This is a genomic window from Acidovorax sp., assembly GCF_021287135.1.
Lineage (GTDB): Bacteria > Pseudomonadota > Gammaproteobacteria > Burkholderiales > Burkholderiaceae_C > Acidovorax.
In genome coordinates, this window is the sequence record NZ_JAJTBB010000079.1 from 41,210 (window position 1) to 63,014 (window position 21,805).

A 21,805-nucleotide genomic window follows, 5' to 3' on the forward strand; every position below is an offset into this window, starting at 1 on the left:
TGTCTCCCCTACTTCACACCGCCACCACCGCCCTGCAGCCCGCCCAGCACGCGTGCGGTCAGGGCCTGCAGTGAGCCGTCGTTCTGAAATCCCGCAGCCTCCGCGCGCGGCGTGCTCAGGGCCGGCAGGCGGCCGAACAGCGCTTCAACCCGCGCATCGGGCGCATACCGGATCCATTCGGCGGCATCGGCATCCGCCGCACGGGCCATGGCCTGCACCACCGCCTCCACCGAAGAGTGCAAGACCGGGAGCTGCCAGCACCGGGCAGCCGGCAGGCCGTGCGCGGGCAGGCGCGCCGCGTGCAGCAGGTTGTCCAGACAGCACTCCAGCGACATCCACCACGCCGTGGCCTGCGGCGACACGGTGCAGGTGTACGCCTGCCGCGCATGCAGCGCATGGAAGATCTGGCTCATGAATGCGGAACCATGGCCCGTCTCCGCCGGAGGCCGCGCCACGACGCCGGGCAGCCGCAGGCTGCGGCCATCGATGTCACCGCGCCGGGCGTAGTCGGCCACCAGCAGCTCCGCCATCCATTTGTGCGCCCCATAGCTGAGTGTGGGCTGCGGCCACTGGTCCTCATCGACAGGCTGGGTTCCGAGCGCGCCGTATACCGCCACGGAGCTGGCAAAGACCAGCCGCGGGACCGGCGCCCGGCCTGCGCGCACCGGGCGCGCCAGCCCCTCGCACAAAGCCACGGTATCCAGCAAATTCGCCTGCACACCCAGGACAGGCTCGCGCTCGGCCAACGATCCCGGGACACTGGCCAGGTGGAATACGCAGTCGGGCGGATGGTCTTCCAGCGCTTCGAACAAGGCGCGGTCGGCAAAGCTACCAACGTGCCAGTGCACGCCGGGTGCGCAAGCTGCACGGGGCCCGACGCGATCCACCAGCGTCAGGCGCAAGGGCGCGCCGGGCACCAGCGGGGCAGACTGCAACCGCTCGGCCAAGGCGGCACCAATGAATCCGCCGGCACCGGTGACGAGCACGTGCATCAGCGCACCCCCTGCCCTGCAGCCACCACACGCTGGTGCACCACCCCAAAAGGTCCATCACGGCCATCGGGCCAGCGCGCCTGCATGCGCACGGTGTCGCCGTAGCGCATGAAGGGCGTCTTGGCGGCGCCCTCGTCCAGGATTTCGATCACACGCCGCTCGGCCAGGCAGGCGGAGCCCGCATCGCGCGCCTGGTTGGACACCGTGCCCGAACCGATGATGGTGCCCGCCGTGAGCCGCCGTGTGCGGGCGGCGTGGGCCATGAGCTGGCCAAAGCTGAAATTCATTTCGCCGCCATGGGGGTGGCCAAACCACTGGCCGTTGGAGTCCACATGCAACCGCAGATGCACCCGCCCGCCCTGCCAGGCATCGCCCAGCTCGTCGGGAGTCACCGCCAAGGGAGCAAAGCTGGTGGAGGGCTTGGCCTGCAGGAACCCGAAGCCGGTCTTCATTTCGTGGGGTCCCAGCGCACGCAGGCTCCAGTCATTGATCTGCACAACCAGCCGCACGCAGCCCAACGCGGCCTCGGGCGTGACCCCCATGGGCACCGGGCCGCAGACCACGCCGAACTCGCCTTCGAAGTCGATGCCGTCGGCCTCGCTGGGCAGCGGCACGTCGTCCTGCGGGCCCAGAAAATCGTCGCTGGCGCCCTGGTACATGACCGGAATGGTGTCGAAGTGCGGGATGGGCGGCGTGTTGAACGCTCGCTCCATCAAGCGCCCGTGGTTGAGGAAGGCCGATGCATCCAGCCACTGCGGGCTGCGTGGCAACGGCGCGCTGCAGGCGGCGGGGTCGAACGCGAAGATACCGGTTGCCGTGCCTGCCTCCAGCGCCGCGGCGCGCTCGCGCAGGGCGGGCTCCACCGCGTCCCAGTTCTGCACAGCGGCCAGCAGGCTGGCCGCTAGGGGAGCGGCATCGACGGCCAGCAAGCCGTTGGAAGAAACCAGCACCAGGCGGCCGTCCAGGCTGCCGTCTTTCAAAGTTGCAAATCGCATCGTCAGTCCGTTCAGGAAGAAGGTGTTTCAAGTCGCAGCCCCGCCGCCCGGATGACGCGGGCGTAGCGGTCTGTCTCTGCCGCCAGAAATGCGCCGAATTCGCGCGCACTCCGGGTGGGGGCTTCGGCACTGCCCAGCAAGGCCAGCTTCTCGCGCAGCTCGGGCAGGGCCAGGATGCGCACGCATTCGGCATGGAGCCGGCCCACCGGGTCAGCAGGCATGGCCGAAGGCGCCAGCAGACCAAACCAGCCGGTGACCTGAAAGCCGGCCAGGCCCGGCGTTTCGGCCACCGTGGGCAGATCTGCGGGCAAGGCGGGCGAGCGCCGTGCGCCGGTCTGCGCCAGCAGGCGGACACGCCCGTCCTTGACCATCGGGGCCACGGCCAGGGCGCTGTTGAACATCAGGTTCACCTGCCCGGCCGCCAGATCGTTGAGGGCGGGCGCAGCGCCTTTGTAGGGGACGTGCAGCAGTTGCACCCCGGCCTGCTGCGCCAGCATCTCGCCGGCCAGGTGCAGCACGTTGCCGATCCCGGCCGATGCGTAGCTGACCTGCCCGGGCTGCCGCCGTGCCAGGGCAATCAGCTCAGCCAAGCTGCGCACTGGCAGGGCCGCAGGCACCGCAACGACCATCGGCCCGGGGCTGGCCACCAGGGCCACGGGGGCAAAGTCGCGCTGGCTGTCATACGGCAGCCGGGGGTAGAGGCTGGCATTGATGGCGTGGGCGGCACTGACCCACAGCAGGGAGTGCCCATCGGTGCTGCGGGCCACCGCCTCCGAGGCAATGATGCCGTTGGCCCCGGCGCGCGACTCCACCACCACGGGGCTGCCCAGGGCCTGGCCCAGCTTGTCGGCCAGCAGGCGGGCCACCAGGTCGGAGCTGCCTCCCGCCGCGAACGGCAGCACGATGCGCAGCGGGCGCGTGGGCCAGGGGGCCGCCCAGGTGCTCAGGGGCAGTGCCAAGGCACTCGCCACCAGGGCTCTGCGGTTCAGCATGCGGTGCATGGTTTCAACTCCCGTCGCTGATGGTGGTGCCGCCGTCAACCACCAGGTTGTGTCCTGTCACAAAGGCCCCGGCGGGGCTGGCCAGCATCGCAACCACACCGGCCACTTCCTCGGGTTCTCCGGCACGCCGCAGTGGCGTGGCCTGGATGCGCCGCGCCATGAATGCGTCGTCGGCCATGAGCCGCTCGGCCAGCGGTGTGCGGATCAGGCCGGGCGACACGGCATTGACCCGCACGCCTGCAGGCCCCCATTCCACGGCCAGATTGCGCGCCAACTGGGCGAGCGCAGCCTTGGTCAGCCCGTACAGGCCAATCGACCGGTTGCCGCGCAGGCCCGCGATGCTGGCAATGAGCACCGCGCTGCCGCCACCCCGCGCCGCCATGCCGGGCAGCACCAAGGCACACAGCCGTGCAGCGGCGCGCAGGTTGATGTCAAACACCTGCTGCCAGTCGGCATCGCTGGCATCGGCCAGCGGGCCGGCCGGCCCCTGGATACCTGCGTTGCAGACCAGGATGTCCAGCGACCCGGCGCGCTCCACCAGCGCCACGATCTCAGCGGGCACCGCCATGTCGGCAGCGACACCGATGGCGTTGGGCAACGCGGCCGCCACCTGCTCACAAGCGAGCGAATCGCGGTCGGAGACCACCACCCGGGCGCCCTGGTCCGCCAGGGTGCGCGCAATCGCAAGGCCCAGGCCCTGGGTGGCGCCAGTGACCAGGGCGGTGCGGCCACGCAGGTCAAAGAGGCTCATTCGACCTTGATCCCTGCCTGACGAATGGCCCGGCCCCACCGTTGCGATTCGCTCTGGATGAACTCGCCGAATGCGGTGGGCGCGAGGGGCGCAGCCTCCAGGCCCAGCGGGCGGTAGCGGCCCAGGACCTCGGGCGACTCCAGTGCCGCCACGACGGCCCGGTGCAGCAACTCCACCACAGGGGCCGGCGTGCCCGCGCGCACCATCACACCGTTCCAGCCCGGGATATCCAGGCCTGCGTACCCCGCTTCGGTCAGCGTGGGCACCTGGGGCAGCACTTGCAGGCGCTGCTCGCTGCCCACGCTGACCAGCGCGCGCAGCTTGCCTTCGCGCACGAACGGCAGGCTCGATGCCACCACATCGCACATGAAGTCCAGGCGCCCGGCCATCAGGTCCTGCAACGCGGGCGCTGCGCCTTGGTACGGCACATGGGTCATGCGCGAGCGTGTCTGGATGCGCAACTGCTCAGTCCACACATGGGGCTGGCTGCCCTGCCCGTAAGAGCCGTAGTTGAGCCCGTCGCCTGCAGCGGCCGCCCGCAACAGGTCGGCCAGCGTCTGAAAGGGACTGCCCGCTGGCACGACCACCACCAGCGGCGACTTGAACAAGCGCGTGAGGGGCGCAAAGTCCTTGAGGGGGCTGAAGCTCAGCTTGGCGTAGAGCGCCGGGTACATGGCCAGCGGGCCGATGTCTGCGTACAGCAGGGTGTGGCCATCGGCGGGCTGCTGCTTGACGTACTGTGCCGCCAGCTGCGCCGCACCGCCGGGCTTGTTTTCCACGACCACGGCCTGCTGCATGCGCTCTCCCAGCTTCTGCACCAGCAAGCGCGACATCGCGTCGCCAAAACCCCCGGCCGGGTAAGGCACCACCCAGCTCAGGGGCCGCGCGGGATACGGAGCCTGCGCCCACGCCCAGGGCGTCAGCGCGGTGGACGCTGCAGCGCCCAGCCATTGACGGCGCGTGCTCATGGTTGTTGCTCCTTCGCCGGCGCGGCCACCGACGCATCAAAACGCCCATCCACCAGCACAAACAGCATGCGGCACGGCGCGCCCGAACGGTTGGCCCACGCGTGGTTGGTGCCGCGCTGCACCACCACGCTGCCCGGGCGCAGTTGCACCTCGCCCTCGTCCAGCACCAGTGTCAGCTCGCCCTCGATCACTACGCCGTAATCCACCGATTCGGTGCGGTGCATGAGCGGGTGCGGCGAGCTGGCCTTCACCGTGGAGGCCGCAGCGTCACCGATCTGGGTGAAGGCGTCATGCATGCGTTCAGCGCCGTGGGCCAGAAACTCCGGCGTGTCTGGCGGAATGTCCACAAACCGGAAGCGCGTTCCACCCTGCGAGGGCGGCAGCACCAGCGGGCCGAGCGTCGGGTCCGGGCCGTTGTCCACGACCGCAGGCGATTCGGACGTGTTCCACACTTCGTGGAACACCGTGCCGGGGATGGCGGCGATCTCGACCACGGTGGGCAGCGGCCCCTCGCTGGCAATCACGGACCGACCTTGCGCGCTGTGGCCGGTGACCACACGATGGATGGTTGGAAAACCCATGAACGGACTCCTCACTCAATCTTCAAAAATGGCGACCGCACGCGTCCAGCCTGCCGAGGCGCCGCGGATCTTGTGGGGGAAGCAGCTGATCGTGAAACCCGTGGGCGGCAGCGCCTCCAGGTTGTGCAGCTTTTCCAGGTGGCAGTAGCCGATGTCGCGGCCGGCCTTGTGGCCCTCCCAGATCAGGGCTTTGTTGCCGGTCTCGGCCACGCGCTGGGCGGTGTATGAAAACGGTGCATCCCAGCTCCAGGCGTCGGTGCCGGTCAGGCGCACGCCGCGCTCCAGCAGGTACATGGTGGCCTCGTAGCCCATGCCGCAACCAGCGCCCAGGTAATCCTTGTGCCCGTAGCGCGAGCCGGCGCGGGTGTTGACCACCACGATGTCGAGCGGCTGCAGCGTGTGGCCGATGCGGGCGAGCTCGGCCTCCACGTCGGCAGCGGTGGCGACATAGCCATCGGGCAGGTGGCGGAAGTCCAGCTTCACCCCCGGCTGAAAGCACCATTCCAGCGGCACCTCGTCGATGGTGATGGAGGGGCGGGCGCCGCCGTTCTTGGCGTCCTGCGTGGAGTGGAAATGCCAGGGCGCGTCCAGATGGGTGCCGTTGTGCGTGGTCAGCGTGACCCACTCGGCCGCCGCGGCTTCGCCGTCGGGGTAATCATCCGGCTGCGTGCCGGGGATCATGGCCATGAACTCGGGCAGCGTGTCGGCGTGCTTCTGGTAAGTGATCTTGGGCGCCAGGGGTGGCGGGTCGGAGAGGACATCGTTTTCCAGGTAGATGGAAAGGTCCACGAAGCGGCGTTGGGGTTTGGTCATGGCAGGGGTACAAAGCTCACTCGGGCACCACACCCACGGTGCGGGCGAGGGCCTGGTGGATCTGGATTTCGGATTGGTAGAACTTTTCCAGGGAGTCCAGCGACAGCGGTTCCTGGGGTTCGGTGCCGTTGGCGCGCAGAAAGCTCTGCACCTCGGGGTCGCGCAGGGCCACGCCGAAGGCCTGGTACAGGCGATGCACCGCCGCATCGGGGGTACTGCGCGCCACCAGCAGCGCGCCCCAGGCGGTGTATTCAAAGCCTTTGAGCGCCGCGGACTGCTGGCTCAAAGGCGCGACGTGCGGCAGCAGCGAAGGCGCCTTGGCGGCCGTGCTGCCGAAGGCGCGCAGCTTGCCCGTCTCCAGCATGTTCAGCGCTGCACCGCCCAGCGGCACAAAGGACAGGTCGATCTGATTGCCCATGAGGTCCTGCACCACGGGCGGTACACCCCGGTACGGCACATGCACCAGCGGCACGCCGCACAGGCGCGCCCACTGGGTGCCCATGAGGTGGATCATCGAGCCTTGCCCGATGTGCCCGAAGGTCAGCGGCTTGCTTGCAGCAGCCGCTTGCCGCGCCATGTCCAGCAACTGCGCGTGGCTGGTTGCTGGCATGTCGGACCGGCCTGCCAGCACGTAGCTGGTGCGCCCCAGCGTGCCGATGGGGCGCATCTGCTCGGGCTTGTACCGGGCGCTGGCCAGCGACAAAGGGGTAAGGATGGGCTCGGTCTGCGAGACCACCACCACCGTCGCACCATCGGCAGGCGCGTTCAGCATGCGCTGCACACCGATGGAGCCACCAGCGCCCGGCAGGTTCTCGATGACGATGGTTTGGCCCAGCTCCCGCTGCATCAGCGTCTGGAGCTTGCGCGCAAACACGTCGCTGGGGTTGCCGGCAGGCTGGGGCACGATGAAGCTGATGTGCCGGCCCGACTGCGCTCGGACCCACGGCGCAGCCATGCCCGCTGCAGCCGCCACCAGGCAGGCGCGACGGCTGAGCCGGGGCTGCGCCTGCACGAAGGAAGCAAGACGGCTCATGCCATGCCCTTCACTGCGGCAACGGTGCCTGGAGCGCGGTGAATGCGCGCAAATGCATAGACCGCCACCGCGTCGATCGCCAGGGCGGCGACGCCCAGGCTGCCATAGCCCCAGACCTTGACCAGTGTGCCGCCCAGAATGGGGCCAATGGCCGCGCCGAACATGAGCATGGCCGGGGTGGCAGCCAGCGCCCGGCCGCTGGGGTCCAGCCGCGCCAGCACACCGAAGGCGAAGGTGTGCGTGAAGATCATCACCGCGGCAAACACGGCCGCCGCAGCGGCATAAGGCGCGAACACGGGCGAGTTCATGATCACCACCACCAGCAAGGCTTGCAGGGCGGGCCCCGCCAACAGCACGTTGCGGGCCGCCCAGCGCTTTTCCAGCACGGCGGCCAGCGCCGCAGGGAAGAGGTTGACCACACCCAGCGCGATGAGCACGCCAGTGACGGCCTGCAGCCCGTAGCCCCGGTCGCTGCCCACGCGCTCCAGAAAGCTGAAGGTCATGGATTGCACCAACCCCAGGGCCGCAATGCCTGCCACGCCCCACCAGACGGCTGCGGGCAGCGGCGCTGCATGCGCCCGGGAAAGCTCCGCACCGGCGGTGTCAGGTGCGGGAAACGCCACTGCCGCAGCCACCGCGCCCACGGCCATGACACCGGCAAACACCTGGAACAGCACCGGCCCGCCCTGCTGCGCCACCAGCACCGGTGTGCCGCCGAGGAACACGATGGCAAACACGCCCAGCGCCATGCCCACCAGGGCGAACATGCGGTGGGGGTTCTGGCTGCGGGCGATGGTGCCGTGCGTCACGCTCAGGGCCGCACCCGCCGCCACCCCGGCAACGGCGTGCAACAACGCCAGCAACGCGAACTGGTGCGTGGTGGAAGCCGCGGCAAACGCCACGGCGGCGCAAGCAAACCCCACGGTAGCCACGCTGCGCCCGCGCAGCAGCTGGAAGAACGGCGCCAGCACCAGGCTGGCCGCAACCGCCCCAGCCAGGAACAAGGTGGCCAGCAGGCCCGCCTGCTGCGGGTCGAAGCGGTACACCGAGATCAGCGTGCCCACCCACACCGGCAACGCGACCAGGTCGACCATGCCCGCGCAGTGGCCCACCATCAGGGCCACGCGGCCCCGCAGCGAATTGGTTGTGATCATGGCGGCCTCGCTTCAGATGGGCTCGGCCAGCGCCACGAGGGACTCTCGCATGATGCGCGAGTGCTCTTCCTTGTCGCCGCCTTCGATCTCGATCTCGCCCAGGCGCGCCGAGTTCTCCACCACCATGCGGCAGCGCTCCCAGCGGCGGTTTTCAAAGGCCGCCAATGCGGCCGGCACGTCGCCCCCAGCCTGCGCCAGCTCATCGGCCAGCACCAGCGCGTCCTCGATGCCGATGCACGCGCCCGATGCCAGGTGGGGCGTGGTGGCATGCACCGTGTCGCCAATCAGCGCCACCCGGCCGCGGGACCAGGGACGGGGCATGAGCAGCCCTTCCAGCGGGCGGTACACGATCTGGGAGTCGGGGCCGATCTGGCTGCGGATGGCCTGGAGTGTGGGCGCGGCAAAGCCGTCCAGCAGCGCGCGCAGGGTGTCCACGAACGTTGCGGGATCCACATGGTCGTTGGTGGGGCGCGGCTCGGTGACGAAGAGGTACATCTCGGTCTTGGAGACCGGGTTCACGCCGGGTTTGATCCGGGGGCCCAGCCACATCGTGGCCGTTTCGATCTCCGGTGGCCGGGGCAGCACGGCGCGCCACACCGCCTGGCCGCTGTAGCGCGGCCGGGGCGCGTTTTCAAACACGGTCTCGCGCACCTTGGAGTAGAGCCCGTCCGCGCCGATCACCAGGTCATAGCGCTGGCGCTGGCCGTCGGTGAAAGTCACCTGCACCCCGTCGGCCTCCTGGTCGATGGCCGAGAAGGTGCAGCCCAGGCGCACATGGGCACCCGCCGCGCGGGTGGCCTCGGCCAGGATGCGGGCCAGCACCGGGCGCAGGATGGCGCCGCCGCCCGGCACATCGCCGCCCGCCAGGCGCGGGGTGGGCAGCGTCGCCACCAGGGGGCCATGGGGCAGGTGCAGGTTCACGCCGTCCGAGGCGTTGCCTTGCGCCAGAAAGGCTTCCAGAACACCAAGGCGCCGCAGCGCCCGCAGCGTGGCGCCGCCCAGGCTGATGCCGGCGCCATAGCTGCGCCAGCCGGGATCGATCTCGACGATGTCCACCTGGGCGCCCTGCTTGCGCAGTTCAATGGCCGCGGCCATGCCGGAAAAGCCGCCGCCGATGACCAGGATGCGGTGGGAAGAAAGGCTCATGGGTTTGTCTCCTTGTTCATTTTTTGGGTTCGCCAGATGGACCTCGCCATCGGCTTGCAGGACCAGCGGCACGGGGGTGAGCGCATCGCCCAGGCACGGCCCCAGGGTGCACACCCCGGTGGCGATGTCGAACAGCGCGCCATGGGCCGCGCAGACGATGCGGTCACCGGCCGCGTTCAAGTACCGGTCCTTGCGCCATGCCATCGGAACGCCATGGTGAGGACAGGCGTTGGCATAGGCATGCAACCGCGGGCCCTGCCGCACGACGATGACCGTGTCCTGGCCGTGGCCTGCGGGGTCAAAGCCCCGCGATTCGCCGTCGGGCAGGTCGCTCCAGTGGCAGAGCTTCATGGTGCGCGTTCAACGGGGTGCCTGCGTGGGGGCGGGGCCGGAGGGCGCCCACTTCTCGCGATGCTGGAACAGGAACAGCTGAGAGGCATCGGCGCTCATCGGGACCTCGCGCGGTGCCCAGTTGTCGTCGTGAAGGTCCATGTCCGCGTCGTATTCGACGTGGCAGCCCAGGGGCGAGTTGAAGTACCAGAACCAGTTGCTGCCGAACTTGTGCCGCCCCGGTCCCCAGAAGCTCTGGTAGCCCTTTTCCGCGAAGCGGGTGCCGGCCAGCAGCACGTCGGTGGGGCCGCCCATGTGGAAGGTGAAATGCTCGCAGCCTTTCATGAACGGGGGCGTCTGGATCATGAACAGCGTGTGGTGGTCTTGCGTGCCCGCAGGGCGCAGGAAGGGGCCGACACCGGTGAAACGGTCTGTGCAGACAAAACCCAGGCGGGCGTAAAACGCCTCGGCCTTGGCCGTGTCCGGCACGAAGTACACGACATGCGACAGCGAGCGGGGGCGCGCCAGCATGTCGGGTGACAGGCCCAGCGCGTTGGGCGCCCGCTGCGGCGCGGCCCCAGGGGCGTTGACGGGCTCCGCAGGCAACGAAAGCGGCTTGCGCACGGTGACCTGGAACGCGAGGGCAAAGCCCAGGTCGTCCGTGGTGCGCAGCACGCCGCCCTGGCGCACCACCGCGCGGTCGCGGGCCAGTTCGGCCTCGATGGCGTCGAGCGTGGCCGTGTCGGCCACGCCGTACACGGTCTCGCGCAGCAGGCTGGCCGTGCCCAGCGGGGGCGGCAGCGCCGGATCGTCCTGGGCGCGGATCTCCACGGCCGTGCCGTCCAGGGCTTCGAAGCGCCCGCCTTGTGCCGTCACCCCGACCGGGGTCAGCCCGTAGTCCGTCAGGTACTGCGCGCAGGCGGCGATGTCGTCCACGCCAAAAACCAGCGCGTCGGGTCCAATGATGTTCATCTCTTGTCCTTTGTGTTGTCGGTGGTGCGGTTGGGCTTCCAGCGCTTCAGGCGGTGTGTCCGCCCAGGACTTCTGCCACCCAGTCTGCGATGTAGTGGCCCGCATTGATGCTGTTGTCGAAGCTCGCGTGCTGCGAGCCGCCTTCGCGGTCGGTGAATACCTTGAGTTCGCGGCGCGGGCTGTTGACCAACTGCTCGTAGGTGCGGTGCGCCCACTTGAGCGGGATCTGCGAATCGTGCTCGCCATGCGTCACCAGGAACGGCACACGGATCTTCTCGACCACGCCATCCAGGTGCACGTTCTGGGCGATCCGCATGAAGTCGTCGATGTCCTTGGCGCCCCACACCCAGCACACATGGGCCCAGTAGTGCGGCACCGGAAAGTCACCCTCTTTCTGCAACCGGCGTTCCTGCACGTCGCGCCAGTCGTGGTTCGCGCCCCAGGCCACGCCGCAGGCAAAGCGCGGCTCCATCGCCACGCTGCGCGGGCAGTAGTAGCCGCCCAGGGACACACCTTCGCAGCCGATGCGCTTCGGGTCCACGGCGGGGTGTTGCTCCAGCCAGTCCACCACACGGCTGGCCCAGTGTTCGGTGTCGTACCGCGCCGTGAGCCCCTGCAGGCGCAGCGCCTCGCCGGTGCCCGGCTGGTCCACCACCAGGGAGGACACGCCGCGCTGGGCGAGCCACACAGGCAAGCCGACCAGGTGCTTCATTTCCTTGGTGGAGTCCAGGCCGTTGAGCTGCACCAGAATCGGCGCCCGCTCGCCCGGCTGGAGCCCTTTGGCGGGGTAGTACAGGGCGGACAGGTGGGTGCCCTCGTACGGAATTTCCACGCGTTCTACCGGATCGCCCAGCAGGGCCGAGCCTTTGAGGAACAGCTCCAGTTCACGGCGGTAGATCGCCAGGCGTCCCGGGGCGTTGTGCGCCTGCAGCCGCTCGGCCGTGATCAGGTAGCCCGAAGCGCGCCGGTATTTCTCACCCGCCGAAAGCATGCGCCCCCGGGCTTCGTCTTCTTCGGCCAGCCCGCAGAGCTTGTCGGCCATGCGCACCCAGGTGTCGCGAAAGGCCTGCGTGCCGGCAGCATCCGGGGCCTTGGCGGCCTCTTGCAGGGGGGCGCACATCTCCTCGATTTCGCCGATGCGCGCGCCCATTTCAATGGCGAGATCGACGGACAGGTTCCAAACGTAGTTGGTGGGGAAATACTTGAACATCTCATTCAAACTCAGGGTTGGGAACTGCGGGGGCGCGGCGTGATGCCGATGCTGGCGAAGAAGCGGGCCGTGGCAGCGTCCGTGAAATCCGGCACAAAGCGGAAGGCGCGGATCCGGCCCCCTTCGATGCGCAGCACATCGCTGCCGACGATGCGCTCCACGCCTGCCTTGTCGTACAGCGGGCTGCGCACCTCCAGCCGGGCGGACAACTCGCTGGCGCCCGCCTCGACCGAAAGCACCGTGAGCCGGGCGCGCGGCTGCACCACGGTCTGGTCGATGTAGAACGCCAGGCACGCCGCGTTGTCCATTTGCGCGGTGCAGGCCGGATAGTCCGACCGCTCGACATCCGGGGCGATCAACGCGCGCACGGCCGCCATGTCGGCCGCGTGCACGGCCTGCACGTAGCGCTCGAACACCGCCTGTGGCTCGGCGGGCGTGGCCGCATGGGCCAACGCGCAGGCGGCAAGCAGCGGGGACGCAATCAGGGATTTCTTGGTCATGGTGTGCCGTGCGGAATGTGCGAAGTCAGTGCTTGATCCAAAGCGGAATGGCGATCCCGATGCCCAGGATGTTGTTCTTGGTGGTGTTGGCCGCATACACGCCGCGCTGGTAGTTCAGGCTCACGCTGAAGGGGCCGGCGTTGTAGTTGAGCGAGGGCCCCAGGGCAAAGCTGCGGGCGCGGTTACCCTGCAGGGTGGCGCCGCCCTGCCGGTCGTCGGTGAACTGGTTGAGGTAGGAGCCCACCATGCCGAACTTCCACGGGCCGGCGTTCCAGCCGGCCGTGAATTCGCCCGCATAGCCATTGCCCGAGCGGTAGTGGGTGGTGCTGTTTTCACGGTTCACCATCAGACGGTTGATGAAGCCGACATCCAGTCCGCTCGGATCGTTGTGGCGGAACGCAAGTACCGGCTGGATGGAGGTGTAGCCGGTGGAGACGCTGGGCCGGTGCGGGTCGTAAGAGCCGTTGGGCAATGCGATATCCAGGCCCGCCACGGCATAGGCGCTGTCCGTCAGGCTCCAGCGCAGCACGGCGGGCGTGACGGTGAGGTTGGCCACCCCGTTGTGCCGTTCGCTGTGGCCGGCAACGTCGGTGCGCAATGAGACGGCCGGAATCACCAGCTGCGAATACAGGCGAGCGCCCAGCACCGTCGTGTCGTAGGCCGCCAGCAGCCGCGTGGTGGCCGAGGTCGCGCTCATCTTGAACGGGATGGGGCGCTTGTCGCCGTGGTTGTCATAGAGACCGCTGGACGACGTGTGGTGCACCTGCTCCAGCAAAAACAACCCGGGAATGGGGGGCAAACCGGCCACGTATTCCCCGGTGGAACCGACCGGGAAGGGCGACACGCCCCCTTCGAAAGCCTGGGCACCGGAGGCGCCCAGCAGGCTCAGCAACATGCAGCCCGCAGCCTGCGCGGCGCGGGAAAATTCCGTCTTCATCGTTGTCTCCTTGTTCTACGCAACCAGCCAGGCTGGGCGTTTTTTTGCTTTGCTCGACAGGGCCCCCGGTAGCACGGGGAGCCCTCATCGGGGTCTGCCAAGTGGCAGGACGGGAGCGAGATTAAGATCGGCCTTAACTTAGATCAAATGGATTGATTCCATTTGCAGTATTGATCCCATGAATAGATCAAGGGCTCCGCAGCCGCCTGCCGTACTTGGCGGGGCGCTCAGTAAGAAGCCTTCACCGATGCCCCGCCCATGCGCTTCAACAAACTGGACCTGAACCTGCTCGTGGCACTGGACGCCCTGCTCACCGAGCGCAGCATCAGCCGCGCCGGAGAGCGCCTGCATCTGAGCCAGCCGGCCACCAGCAACGCGCTGGCGCGTTTGCGCACCTATTTCGACGATGAACTGCTGGTGCAGCAAGGCCGTACCATGGTGCTGACACCGCGTGCCGAGGGGCTGGTGGACCCCGTGCGCGAGGTCCTGATGCGCATCGACAGCACCATTGCCGAGAAGCCCAGGTTCGACCCCGGCACCTCCACCCGCAGCTTCATCCTGCTGGTGTCCGATTTCACGACCACGGTGCTCATGCAACCGCTGATCGAGCAGCTGTTCCAGGAAGCGCCCGGGGTGCAGCTGCACCTGCGCGCCCAGAACAATCGGCCTGTGGAGCAACTGGAGGAATACGGGGCCGACATCCTCATCATTCCCGAGCAGTACGCCTCGCCCCGGCACCCGAGCGTCACGCTGTTCGAGGAAACCTACCTGTGCGTTACCTGGGAAGGCAACCCCCATGTCACCAACGCCCTGGGCTTTGACGACTACCTGGCCGCCGGCCATGTGGTGGCCGACTATTCGGGCGCGCGGCACATTCCGGCGTTCGACGGCTGGTTTCTGGAACGCTTCGGAGTGAAGCGGCGCATCGAGATCTCGGCGCCCACCATGGCCGCCCTGCCCAGCCTGGTCGTTGGCACCCACCGTGTGGCCACGGTGCACAAACGCATCGCCCTGCGCGCCGTTCAGCTGGGTCTGCCCGTGCGCATCTGGGAGCCGCCCCTGGAGATTCCGCCCATGCGCCAGAAGCTGCAATGGCACCGGCATCGCGACAAAGACCCGGGGCTGGAGTGGCTGCGCGAGCGGGCCATGGCCGTGGCAACGCGCATCTAGCTGCGCAAAATGTCCCGTTTTGACCGGAAACCTGGCCTAACGCCACCGTCACCACCGGGGTGCGCAATCCACAATCGGTCCCCATCCACGGTCCCTTCCGCAACACCATGCCCTCGCCTCTGCGCCCCCGCGACCTTGCCCTGGCCCTGCTCGTCATCCTGGTCTGGGGCGTGAACTTCGCCGTCATCAAGGTCGGTGTGGCCGATGTTCCGCCCATGCTGCTGGGTGCGCTGCGGTATCTGCTGGCGGCCTTTCCGGCGCTGCTGTTCGTGCGGCCGCCCAAGGTGCCGTTTCGGCTGTATGCGCTCTACGGCATGACGATGGCCGTGGGCCAGTTTGCGCTGCTGTTCACGGCCATCCACATCGGCATGCCCTCGGGCCTGGCCTCGCTGGTGCTGCAGGCGCAATCGTTCTTCACGCTGCTGCTGGCGGCTTGGTGGCTACGCGAGCCGTGGCACGGCAACCAGGTGGCGGGCCTGGTGCTGGCGGCTGCGGGGCTGGTGCTGATCGGCAGCGCGCACGGGGCCTCCATGCCGCTGGCAGGCTTTGCGCTCACCGTGGCCGCCGCTGCGATGTGGGGCTGCGGGAACATCGTGACCCGCGCCGTGGGCCGGTACGGGCCCATGAACCAGTTTGCGTTCATCGTGTGGTCAAGCCTGGTGGCGCCCCTGCCCTTCGTGGCGCTCTCGCTGTGGATCGACGGCCCGGGTGCTGTGCTGTCTGCTGTACAACACCTGTCGCTGCGTTCCATGGCCGCGGTGGCGTACATCGCATGGATCTCCACGCTGCTGGGCTTTGGCCTGTGGACCTACCTCATGTCGCGCTACCCCGTGAACCGCGTGGCGCCCTTCACCCTGCTGGTGCCGGTGGTGGGGCTGACGACGGGCTGGCTGGTGTTTGGCGAGGCGCTGCAGCCGGTGCACTTTGCGGGCGCCGGGCTGTTGATGGCCGGGCTGGTGGTGAATGTGTTCGGAGGGCCGGTGTGGTCGCTGCTCAAGAGCCGGGTGCGCCCTGCCGCTTGAGGGTCACACCGCCAGCGGCAGCTCAGTGGTGGACAACACATTGCGCAGCACCATGAACGACCGCACCTGCCGCACCCCCGGCAGGTAGAGCAGCTGCTCGGCGTGCAGCCGGTTGAAGCTGTCGTTGTCGCGCGTGCGCACCAGCATGAAGTAGTCGAACTCGCCGGTGACCACATGGCACTCCATGCAGCCGGAGACCTTGGCCGCCGCCTTTTCGAACTCGGCAAACGACTCGGGCGTGGAGCGGTCCAGCACCACGCCAATCATCACCAGCATGCCCGCGCCCACGGCGCGTGGGCTCAGCAGCGCCACCACCTTGTCGATCAGCCCCAGCCGCTTGAGGCGCTCCACCCGGCGCAGGCAGGCGGGGGGGCTCAGGTGCACCTTGGCGGCCAGCGCTACGTTCGACAGCGACGCGTCGCGCTGCAGCTGGCGCAGGATGGCCCGGTCGGTGCGGTCCAGCTCGGCAGACAGGTCCACCGGCGGCACATTCTGCTGACGAACTTTTGTTGTGCTCATTTCAATAATTGAAAAATTCAGTGAGGCAATATTCTCTTTCACAACACTGAAAAGCCAAAAATTCACCCAACTTTGCAACCACCTGACGCACCCGTTTTCCTACGATGAAGGCATGGCAGACGCCCCGTCTGCGCTCCGTCACCGCTTGAGGAAAACCGCCATGAACCTGCAGAAATTTGAACGCCACCCGCTCACCTTTGGCCCCTCGCCCATCACCCCGCTCAAGCGCTTGTCGGCCCACCTGGGCGGCAAGGTGCACCTGTATGCCAAGCGGGAGGACTGCAACTCGGGCCTGGCCTTCGGCGGCAACAAGACGCGCAAGCTCGAATACCTGATCCCCGAGGCCATCAAAGGCGGCTACGACACACTGGTGTCGATTGGCGGCATCCAGTCCAACCAGACGCGCCAGGTGGCTGCCGTGGCGGCCCACCTGGGCATGAAGTGCGTGCTGGTGCAGGAGAACTGGGTGAACTACTCCGACGCGGTGTACGACCGCGTGGGCAACATCGAGATGAGCCGCATCATGGGCGCCGATGTGCGCCTGGACGCAGCGGGCTTTGACATCGGCATCCGCCCCAGCTGGGAGCAGGCGATGGAGGACGTGAAGAAGGCCGGCGGCAAGCCCTTCCCGATTCCCGCAGGCTGCTCGGAGCACCCCTACGGCGGCCTGGGCTTCGTGGGTTTCGCCGAGGAAGTGCGCCAGCAGGAGAAGGAGCTGGGCTTTCAGTTTGACTACATCGTCGTGTGCTCGGTCACGGGCAGCACGCAGGCGGGCATGGTGGTGGGTTTTGCGGCCGATGGCCGCGCGCGCAAGGTGATCGGCATCGACGCCTCGGCCAAGCCCGCGCAGACGCACGCGCAGATTCTGCGCATCGCCCAGAACACGGCCAAGCTGGTGGAACTGGGCCAGGAGATCACCGCCGAGGACGTGGTGCTGGACACGCGTTACGGCGGCCCCGAATACGGCCTGCCCAACGAAGGCACGCTGGAAGCCATCCGCCTGTGCGCGCGCCAGGAAGGCATGCTCACCGACCCGGTGTACGAAGGCAAGTCCATGCACGGGATGATCGACAGGGTGCGCAAGGGCGAATTCCCCGAAGGCTCCCGCGTGCTGTATGCGCACCTGGGAGGGGTGCCGGCGCTCAACGCCTACAGCTTTCTTTTTCGCAACGGCTGAGCCCCTGAACGAACAGCAGCGGCTGGCCCGGCTGGCCGCGCTGTCGGTGATCTAAGCGACCATTCCTCGCAGGGACCTTTCGCCTCCTGCGCCTGAATCCAAGGAGCGCCCCATGATGTGCCTGAAGCTTGACCGACGCAGCAGCCTGGTTCTCTGCGCCGCAGCCCTTGTGGGATCGACCTTCGGCACGGCGCAGCCTGCGCGTGCGGAGGGCTTTCCCGCCAAGCCGGTGCAGCTCGTTGTGCCCTTCCCGCCCGGCGGGGCGGTGGACATCGTGGGCCGGCTGATCAGCAAGAAGCTGGGCGACCGGCTGGGCCAGCCCGTGGTGATTGAAAACAAGGCCGGCGCCGGCACGGTGGTGGGGGCAGGCTACGTGGCCAACGCGCCCGCCGATGGCTACACGCTGCTGATCAGTTCCGGCTCGACCTTCACCGTGAACCCGGCGCTGCAGGCCAAGCTGCCCTACGACCCCGTCAAAAGCTACGAACCCATTGGCAGGGTGGCCCGCGTGCCCTTGATTCTGCTGGCGAACCGCGACGTGCCGGTGGGCAGCCTCCAGCAGCTGATCGCCGCCGTACAGCGCACGCCCGACAAGTATTCGTACGGGTCCTTCGGCAACGGCACCACGGGGCACTTCGCGGCGGAACTGACCTGGTCGGCCGCGGGCATCAAGCTCATGCATGTGCCCTACCGGGGCAGCGCGCCAGCGATGGCGGACCTGATGGGCGGGCAGATCCCGTTCACCATCGACACCGTGGCCGCCGCGCTGCCGCAGCTCAAGGCGGGCAAGATCAAGGCGATTGCCGTCACCGGCGCCACACGCGCCACGCAGCTGCCCGACGTCCCCACGGTGGCGGAAAGCGGCTTCGCGGGCTTTGCCGCCGACTCCTGGTTGGCCGTGGTGGCGCCGCGGGGACTGCCCGTGGAGGCCAAGGCCAAGCTGCACAAGGCGCTGGCCGACACCCTGGCGGACGCCGACATCCGCAACAAGCTGGTGGCCAGCGGTCTGGAGCCCGCTTATGCGCCCGGCGACGCGGTGCTGGCGCAGATTGAGGACGAACTGCCGCGCATGCGCGCGATCGCGCAGCGGGCGCAGATCCGCGCGGAGTGAACGCGGCAGGGCGCAGCGCGAATCAACCCCGCAGCCAGGCCAGCATGTGCGGATAGGCCGGCGGCCCACCGGCCACCCCCTGCGCCGGCAGCAGGGTCAGCCCCGCAGCGGCCAGGCCGGAGGCTCCCAGGTACACCCCCAACTCGAACGTGGTGCGCAGCCCGGCCGAGCGACCGTGGTAGCCGCCGTCATGGAACAGCACGGCGGACTCCAACCCCAGGTGTTGCAGCGCGGCCCAGGCCCACGCCGTGGCTTCGATCTCGCCGCCGTGCGGCACCGGCGGCAGTTCGGCAAGGTCATCGTCCATGTCCGAACGCAGGGCCGCGGGCACGACCGCCAGGTGGCCCGCCTCGTGCAGCAGGTCGCCGGGCCAGCGCAGGCGAGCACGGTCCACGCGCAGGCCGCCACGCTCGATGCGGATGCCGGGCAGGAAGCTGCCCTCAGGCACCTCGGCCTCGCAGACGGCAATGCCGATGTCGCGCAGGAAGCAGATGATGTGGTCGGTCACTGCGCCGTGGGGTGCTGCCGCGGCGACAGATGCGTTGTCGCGGTCCATCATGCTTGCAGCAAGTCCGCGACCTGGCTGCGCAGCAGCGCCGGCTGCACCTGGGCGGGCGCCACCGGCCGGCCCACATTGAGGCCCACGCGGTTGAAGAAGCCGCGCCGGAAGGGCCGCACCATGGCGCCGCCCTGCTCGATGCGGCTGAAGTACGAGCCCCACAGGTTGGTCAGCGCCATGGGGATCACCGGCGCCTCGACGCCTTCGGCCTGGGCGCGCTCGATGATCTTCATGATGCCGCCCTTGAACTCCTGCAGCTGCCCGTCGCGGGTGATGCCGCCCTCGGGGAAGATGGCCAGCAGGTCGCCCTCGCGCAGCACCTGGGCCGCGCGGTCGAACGCCGCCTCGTAGGTGGCGGGGTCTTCCTTGTAAGGCGCGATCGGGATGGCCTTGGCCAGGCGGAACAACCAGCCCAGCACCGGCACGCGGAAGATGCGGTGGTCCATCACGAAGTAAATGGGCCGGGGGCTGGCGGCCATGAGCAGCACCGCGTCCACAAAACTCACGTGGTTGCACGCCAGAATGGCCGCGCCCGCCGTGGGCAGGTGCTCGTCGCCTTGTACCTTGAAGCGGTACACAAAGCGCGACGACACCCAGGCCACGAAGCGCAGCAGGTATTCGGGCACGAGCAGGAAGATGTAGGCCGCCACCACCGCGTTGGCGATGCCGGTGAACAAGAAGATCTGCGGCACGGTAAAGCCCGCCCCCAGCAGCGCGCCGGCGATGAGCGAACTGGCGATCATGAACAGCGCATTGAGGATGTTGTTGGCCGCGATGATGCGCGCGCGGTGCGTGGGCTGGCTGCGCATCTGGATCAGCGCGTACATGGGCACGCTGTACAGGCCGGCAAATAGGCTGAGCAGGGCCAGGTCCAGCATCACGCGCCAGTGCGCGCCCTGGGCCAGAAAGGCCGCCAGGCCCATGACTTCCGACGGCGGCAGCGCGCGCGACGCGAAGTACAGGTCGATGGAGAACACGCTCATGCCGATGGCGCCCAGCGGCACCAGGCCGATCTCCACGTGGCGGCGCGAGAGCACTTCGCACAGCAGCGAGCCGATGCCGATGCCGATGGAGAACACCACCAGCAGCAGTGAGGCCACCTGCTCATTGCCATGCAGCACGTTCTTGGCCAGGCTGGGAAACTGGCTCAGGAACACGGCGCCGAAGAACCACATCCAGCTGATGCCCAGCAGCGAGCGGAACACCACCACGTTGCCGTGCGCGAGCTTGAGGTTGCGCCAGGTCTCCGAGAACGGGTTCCAGTTGATGGTCAGGCCCGGGTCGGTGGCCGGCGCGGAGGGGATGAACTGCGCCACCGCGCGCCCCACCAGCGCCGCCGCCACACAGGCAATGGCCACCGTGGTGTGGCCGATGCCCGGCAGGGCCACCAGCAGGCCCCCTGCCACGTTGCCCAGCAGGATGGCCACGAAGGTGCCCATCTCGACCATGCCGTTGCCGCCCGTCAGCTCCCGCTCGTTCAGCACCTGGGGCATGTAGGCGAACTTCACCGGCCCGAACAGCGTGGAATGCACGCCCATGAGGAAGGTGCACAGCAGCAGCACCGGCACGTTGCCCCGCACAAAGCCAAAGGCCGCCACCAGCATGATGGCGATCTCCAGGTTCTTCACGAAGCGGATCATCTTCGTTTTGTCGTACTTGTCGGTCAGCTGGCCCGAGGTGGCCGAGAACAGCAGGAACGGCAGGATGAACAGCGCGCCGATCACCAGGCCCGCCATGGCGGGCGGCATCCAGTCCACGCTGAGCTGGTAGGTCACCATCACCGTGAAGGCGAACTTGAACAGGTTGTCGTTGGCCGCGCCCGAGAACTGCGTCCAGAAGAACGGCGCGAAGCGGCGCTGGCGCAGCAGGGCGAACTGGTTGGGCTCGCCGTGCGCCGATGGCTCGGTGGTGGAGTGCCCGGGTTGGGGGGTCATGAAGTACTTCTCCTCACGTCTTGTTGTGTGGTGGGGGTGCTGCATTACGTGCGCCCCGCACGGTGCCCGCCATTCTGCATGCGGGCGGTCGCCCAGGGCCGGGCCGTATAGCGGCTGTGGTGCAGACGCGCCATGGCCCGCAGCAGGGGCCAGGCCGCACCGGCGGCTAGCAAGTGCTTGAGCGTGTGGCCGGACACCCAGTGGCCCGTGGCCTCGAACACCGCGTGGTCCGCCCCTTCCAGCACCTTCGCGGCCGCGTACCAGGCGATCACGGCGCCCAGCGGCAGGGCCAGTGCGCCATGGCGGTGCGGCTGCCACGCCAGCACCAGCACCACGGCCATGCCGCCCATCTGCACCACGGCCCAGGGCAGCAGATTGCCGGTGTGAGCCCACACCGCCACAGCCGCCGGGCCACCCACCAGCACGCCCAGCGCCACCGCCACACCCGCCCGGGAGCTGATGCGCCCCACCACCGCCCACCCCAGCAAGCCGGCGAAAGCTACCGCCATGCCCAGGCGGTCCCACAGCAAGCCGGCGTCCGAAGGCCGCCAGTGGTACACCGTGGAGCCCAGCGCCGTGAGCAGCAGCCCACCAAAGAACAGGCCCACCGTGGCGCGCGTGGCCCGGCACAGGCGCAACGCACCCAGGCGCCGCAACCACACCAGGCCTGCGACGCCCGCCACGGCAAACGGCAGGTTACTGAGCACGTCCAGCGCGCAGGGCAAGCCCCACCACGTGCGCTGGTCGGCAAAATCATGCTGGTGCGGGCTGGGTGCCAGCGCAGGCCCCCACACGGCCAACGCGAGCAATACCGCCAAGGCGGCCAGCAAGCCCCATTCGGAGCACTGGAGGGCTGCGCCATGGCGCGCAGCGGGGGGCAGTGGACGGACAACAGTGTGCATGGCGGCCTCCGTGGGCAACAAGAAGAAG

At 68.3% G+C, this 21,805-nt stretch carries 22 protein-coding genes and 1 pseudogene; 4 read left to right on the plus strand and 19 right to left on the minus strand.

Features of this window, described 5'->3' with window-relative positions; translation table 11 throughout:
- Positions 1-8 precede the first annotated feature (8 nt).
- From LWW96_RS18425 to LWW96_RS18495, 15 genes and pseudogenes are all read right to left on the minus strand, one after another.
- The gene (locus LWW96_RS18425; protein ID WP_291489320.1) at positions 9-992 is read right to left on the minus strand and encodes an NAD-dependent epimerase/dehydratase family protein; all 984 of its coding nucleotides are present in this window, start codon (positions 990-992) and stop codon (positions 9-11) included.
- Positions 992-1,987, minus strand: coding sequence for a fumarylacetoacetate hydrolase family protein (locus LWW96_RS18430; RefSeq protein WP_291489321.1), 996 nt, complete (start codon positions 1,985-1,987; stop codon positions 992-994). The genes LWW96_RS18425 and LWW96_RS18430 overlap by 1 nt, the downstream gene beginning before the upstream one ends.
- 11 nt (positions 1,988-1,998) lie before the next feature.
- Positions 1,999-2,988, minus strand: a complete 990-nt coding sequence (locus tag LWW96_RS18435) for a tripartite tricarboxylate transporter substrate binding protein (protein ID WP_291489322.1) — start codon at positions 2,986-2,988, stop codon at positions 1,999-2,001.
- A 4-nt stretch (positions 2,989-2,992) separates the two neighbouring features.
- Complete coding sequence (locus tag LWW96_RS18440) at positions 2,993-3,739, minus strand: SDR family oxidoreductase (RefSeq protein ID WP_291489323.1); 747 nt, start codon at positions 3,737-3,739, stop codon at positions 2,993-2,995.
- Positions 3,736-4,707, minus strand: a complete 972-nt coding sequence (locus tag LWW96_RS18445; protein WP_291489324.1) for a tripartite tricarboxylate transporter substrate binding protein — start codon at positions 4,705-4,707, stop codon at positions 3,736-3,738. Before LWW96_RS18445 ends, LWW96_RS18440 begins: the two co-directional genes overlap by 4 nt.
- Positions 4,704-5,288, minus strand: a complete 585-nt coding sequence (locus LWW96_RS18450; RefSeq protein ID WP_291489325.1) for a cupin domain-containing protein — start codon at positions 5,286-5,288, stop codon at positions 4,704-4,706. Before LWW96_RS18450 ends, LWW96_RS18445 begins: the two co-directional genes overlap by 4 nt.
- 15 nt (positions 5,289-5,303) lie before the next feature.
- The gene (locus LWW96_RS18455) at positions 5,304-6,101 is read right to left on the minus strand and encodes a cyclase family protein (RefSeq protein ID WP_291489326.1); all 798 of its coding nucleotides are present in this window, start codon (positions 6,099-6,101) and stop codon (positions 5,304-5,306) included.
- 16 nt (positions 6,102-6,117) lie between these two features.
- Complete coding sequence (locus LWW96_RS18460; protein ID WP_291489327.1) at positions 6,118-7,134, minus strand: tripartite tricarboxylate transporter substrate binding protein; 1,017 nt, start codon at positions 7,132-7,134, stop codon at positions 6,118-6,120.
- Positions 7,131-8,288 carry an MFS transporter gene (locus LWW96_RS18465; protein WP_291489328.1) on the minus strand — a complete coding sequence of 386 codons (1,158 nt, stop codon included), beginning with the start codon at positions 8,286-8,288 and terminating at the stop codon, positions 7,131-7,133. The genes LWW96_RS18460 and LWW96_RS18465 overlap by 4 nt, the downstream gene beginning before the upstream one ends.
- A gap of 12 nt (positions 8,289-8,300) precedes the next feature.
- Positions 8,301-9,434, minus strand: coding sequence for an FAD-dependent oxidoreductase (locus tag LWW96_RS18470; protein WP_291489388.1), 1,134 nt, complete (start codon positions 9,432-9,434; stop codon positions 8,301-8,303).
- Between the two features lie 99 nt (positions 9,435-9,533).
- Positions 9,534-9,785, minus strand: a pseudogene (locus tag LWW96_RS18475) (Rieske (2Fe-2S) protein); the annotation flags it as partial.
- Positions 9,786-9,794: 9 nt separating this feature from the next.
- Positions 9,795-10,736, minus strand: a complete 942-nt coding sequence (locus LWW96_RS18480; protein ID WP_291489329.1) for a VOC family protein — start codon at positions 10,734-10,736, stop codon at positions 9,795-9,797.
- 46 nt (positions 10,737-10,782) lie between these two features.
- Entirely contained in the window at positions 10,783-11,946 is a 1,164-nt protein-coding gene (locus LWW96_RS18485; protein WP_291489330.1) for a prolyl oligopeptidase family serine peptidase, read from the minus strand.
- 11 nt (positions 11,947-11,957) lie between these two features.
- Positions 11,958-12,446: a nuclear transport factor 2 family protein gene (locus LWW96_RS18490; protein WP_291489331.1), complete on the minus strand. Its 489-nt coding sequence runs from the start codon at positions 12,444-12,446 to the stop codon at positions 11,958-11,960.
- Between the two features lie 25 nt (positions 12,447-12,471).
- Positions 12,472-13,383: a transporter gene (locus LWW96_RS18495; RefSeq protein ID WP_291489332.1), complete on the minus strand. Its 912-nt coding sequence runs from the start codon at positions 13,381-13,383 to the stop codon at positions 12,472-12,474.
- 258 nt (positions 13,384-13,641) lie between these two features.
- Here LWW96_RS18495 and LWW96_RS18500 point away from each other — a divergent pair, with 258 nt between their 5' ends.
- Both LWW96_RS18500 and LWW96_RS18505 read left to right on the plus strand, forming a co-directional pair.
- Positions 13,642-14,553: a LysR family transcriptional regulator gene (locus tag LWW96_RS18500; RefSeq protein WP_291489333.1), complete on the plus strand. Its 912-nt coding sequence runs from the start codon at positions 13,642-13,644 to the stop codon at positions 14,551-14,553.
- A gap of 107 nt (positions 14,554-14,660) precedes the next feature.
- Positions 14,661-15,575, plus strand: a complete 915-nt coding sequence (locus tag LWW96_RS18505; protein WP_291489334.1) for an EamA family transporter — start codon at positions 14,661-14,663, stop codon at positions 15,573-15,575.
- A gap of 3 nt (positions 15,576-15,578) precedes the next feature.
- On the opposite strand, the gene LWW96_RS18510 is transcribed toward LWW96_RS18505, so the two are convergent.
- Entirely contained in the window at positions 15,579-16,094 is a 516-nt protein-coding gene (locus LWW96_RS18510) for an Lrp/AsnC family transcriptional regulator (protein ID WP_291489335.1), read from the minus strand.
- A gap of 160 nt (positions 16,095-16,254) precedes the next feature.
- Between LWW96_RS18510 and LWW96_RS18515 the strand changes: the two genes are divergently transcribed.
- The gene (locus LWW96_RS18515) at positions 16,255-17,271 is read left to right on the plus strand and encodes a 1-aminocyclopropane-1-carboxylate deaminase (RefSeq protein WP_291489336.1); all 1,017 of its coding nucleotides are present in this window, start codon (positions 16,255-16,257) and stop codon (positions 17,269-17,271) included.
- A 112-nt stretch (positions 17,272-17,383) separates the two neighbouring features.
- Positions 17,384-18,382, plus strand: coding sequence for a tripartite tricarboxylate transporter substrate binding protein (locus tag LWW96_RS18520; RefSeq protein WP_291489337.1), 999 nt, complete (start codon positions 17,384-17,386; stop codon positions 18,380-18,382).
- Between the two features lie 22 nt (positions 18,383-18,404).
- Here the strand turns inward: LWW96_RS18520 and LWW96_RS18525 are convergent, their stop codons facing one another.
- Genes LWW96_RS18525 through LWW96_RS18535 form a run of 3 tightly spaced genes read right to left on the minus strand, consistent with a single transcriptional unit; the run spans position 18,405 to position 21,777 of the window.
- Positions 18,405-18,938, minus strand: a complete 534-nt coding sequence (locus LWW96_RS18525) for a hypothetical protein (RefSeq protein ID WP_291489338.1) — start codon at positions 18,936-18,938, stop codon at positions 18,405-18,407.
- Positions 18,938-20,875: an MFS transporter gene (locus LWW96_RS18530; RefSeq protein WP_291489339.1), complete on the minus strand. Its 1,938-nt coding sequence runs from the start codon at positions 20,873-20,875 to the stop codon at positions 18,938-18,940. The genes LWW96_RS18525 and LWW96_RS18530 overlap by 1 nt, the downstream gene beginning before the upstream one ends.
- A gap of 44 nt (positions 20,876-20,919) precedes the next feature.
- Positions 20,920-21,777: a hypothetical protein gene (locus LWW96_RS18535; RefSeq protein ID WP_291489340.1), complete on the minus strand. Its 858-nt coding sequence runs from the start codon at positions 21,775-21,777 to the stop codon at positions 20,920-20,922.
- Between the last annotated feature and the right edge of the window lie 28 nt (positions 21,778-21,805).

What these genes read in the sequence shown, in the direction of transcription:
- LWW96_RS18425 (WP_291489320.1), bottom strand. Translation starts at nt 992, where the DNA reads ATGCACGTGCTCGTCACCGGTGCCGGCGGATTCATTGGTGCCGCCTTG.
- LWW96_RS18430 (WP_291489321.1), bottom strand. Translation starts at nt 1,987, where the DNA reads ATGCGATTTGCAACTTTGAAAGACGGCAGCCTGGACGGCCGCCTGGTG.
- LWW96_RS18435 (WP_291489322.1), bottom strand. Translation starts at nt 2,988, where the DNA reads ATGCACCGCATGCTGAACCGCAGAGCCCTGGTGGCGAGTGCCTTGGCA.
- LWW96_RS18440 (WP_291489323.1), bottom strand. Translation starts at nt 3,739, where the DNA reads ATGAGCCTCTTTGACCTGCGTGGCCGCACCGCCCTGGTCACTGGCGCC.
- LWW96_RS18445 (WP_291489324.1), bottom strand. Translation starts at nt 4,707, where the DNA reads ATGAGCACGCGCCGTCAATGGCTGGGCGCTGCAGCGTCCACCGCGCTG.
- LWW96_RS18450 (WP_291489325.1), bottom strand. Translation starts at nt 5,288, where the DNA reads ATGGGTTTTCCAACCATCCATCGTGTGGTCACCGGCCACAGCGCGCAA.
- LWW96_RS18455 (WP_291489326.1), bottom strand. Translation starts at nt 6,101, where the DNA reads ATGACCAAACCCCAACGCCGCTTCGTGGACCTTTCCATCTACCTGGAA.
- LWW96_RS18460 (WP_291489327.1), bottom strand. Translation starts at nt 7,134, where the DNA reads ATGAGCCGTCTTGCTTCCTTCGTGCAGGCGCAGCCCCGGCTCAGCCGT.
- LWW96_RS18465 (WP_291489328.1), bottom strand. Translation starts at nt 8,288, where the DNA reads ATGATCACAACCAATTCGCTGCGGGGCCGCGTGGCCCTGATGGTGGGC.
- LWW96_RS18470 (WP_291489388.1), bottom strand. Translation starts at nt 9,434, where the DNA reads ATGAGCCTTTCTTCCCACCGCATCCTGGTCATCGGCGGCGGCTTTTCC.
- LWW96_RS18480 (WP_291489329.1), bottom strand. Translation starts at nt 10,736, where the DNA reads ATGAACATCATTGGACCCGACGCGCTGGTTTTTGGCGTGGACGACATC.
- LWW96_RS18485 (WP_291489330.1), bottom strand. Translation starts at nt 11,946, where the DNA reads ATGTTCAAGTATTTCCCCACCAACTACGTTTGGAACCTGTCCGTCGAT.
- LWW96_RS18490 (WP_291489331.1), bottom strand. Translation starts at nt 12,446, where the DNA reads ATGACCAAGAAATCCCTGATTGCGTCCCCGCTGCTTGCCGCCTGCGCG.
- LWW96_RS18495 (WP_291489332.1), bottom strand. Translation starts at nt 13,383, where the DNA reads ATGAAGACGGAATTTTCCCGCGCCGCGCAGGCTGCGGGCTGCATGTTG.
- LWW96_RS18500 (WP_291489333.1), top strand. Translation starts at nt 13,642, where the DNA reads ATGCGCTTCAACAAACTGGACCTGAACCTGCTCGTGGCACTGGACGCC.
- LWW96_RS18505 (WP_291489334.1), top strand. Translation starts at nt 14,661, where the DNA reads ATGCCCTCGCCTCTGCGCCCCCGCGACCTTGCCCTGGCCCTGCTCGTC.
- LWW96_RS18510 (WP_291489335.1), bottom strand. Translation starts at nt 16,094, where the DNA reads ATGAGCACAACAAAAGTTCGTCAGCAGAATGTGCCGCCGGTGGACCTG.
- LWW96_RS18515 (WP_291489336.1), top strand. Translation starts at nt 16,255, where the DNA reads ATGAACCTGCAGAAATTTGAACGCCACCCGCTCACCTTTGGCCCCTCG.
- LWW96_RS18520 (WP_291489337.1), top strand. Translation starts at nt 17,384, where the DNA reads ATGATGTGCCTGAAGCTTGACCGACGCAGCAGCCTGGTTCTCTGCGCC.
- LWW96_RS18525 (WP_291489338.1), bottom strand. Translation starts at nt 18,938, where the DNA reads ATGGACCGCGACAACGCATCTGTCGCCGCGGCAGCACCCCACGGCGCA.
- LWW96_RS18530 (WP_291489339.1), bottom strand. Translation starts at nt 20,875, where the DNA reads ATGACCCCCCAACCCGGGCACTCCACCACCGAGCCATCGGCGCACGGC.
- LWW96_RS18535 (WP_291489340.1), bottom strand. Translation starts at nt 21,777, where the DNA reads ATGCACACTGTTGTCCGTCCACTGCCCCCCGCTGCGCGCCATGGCGCA.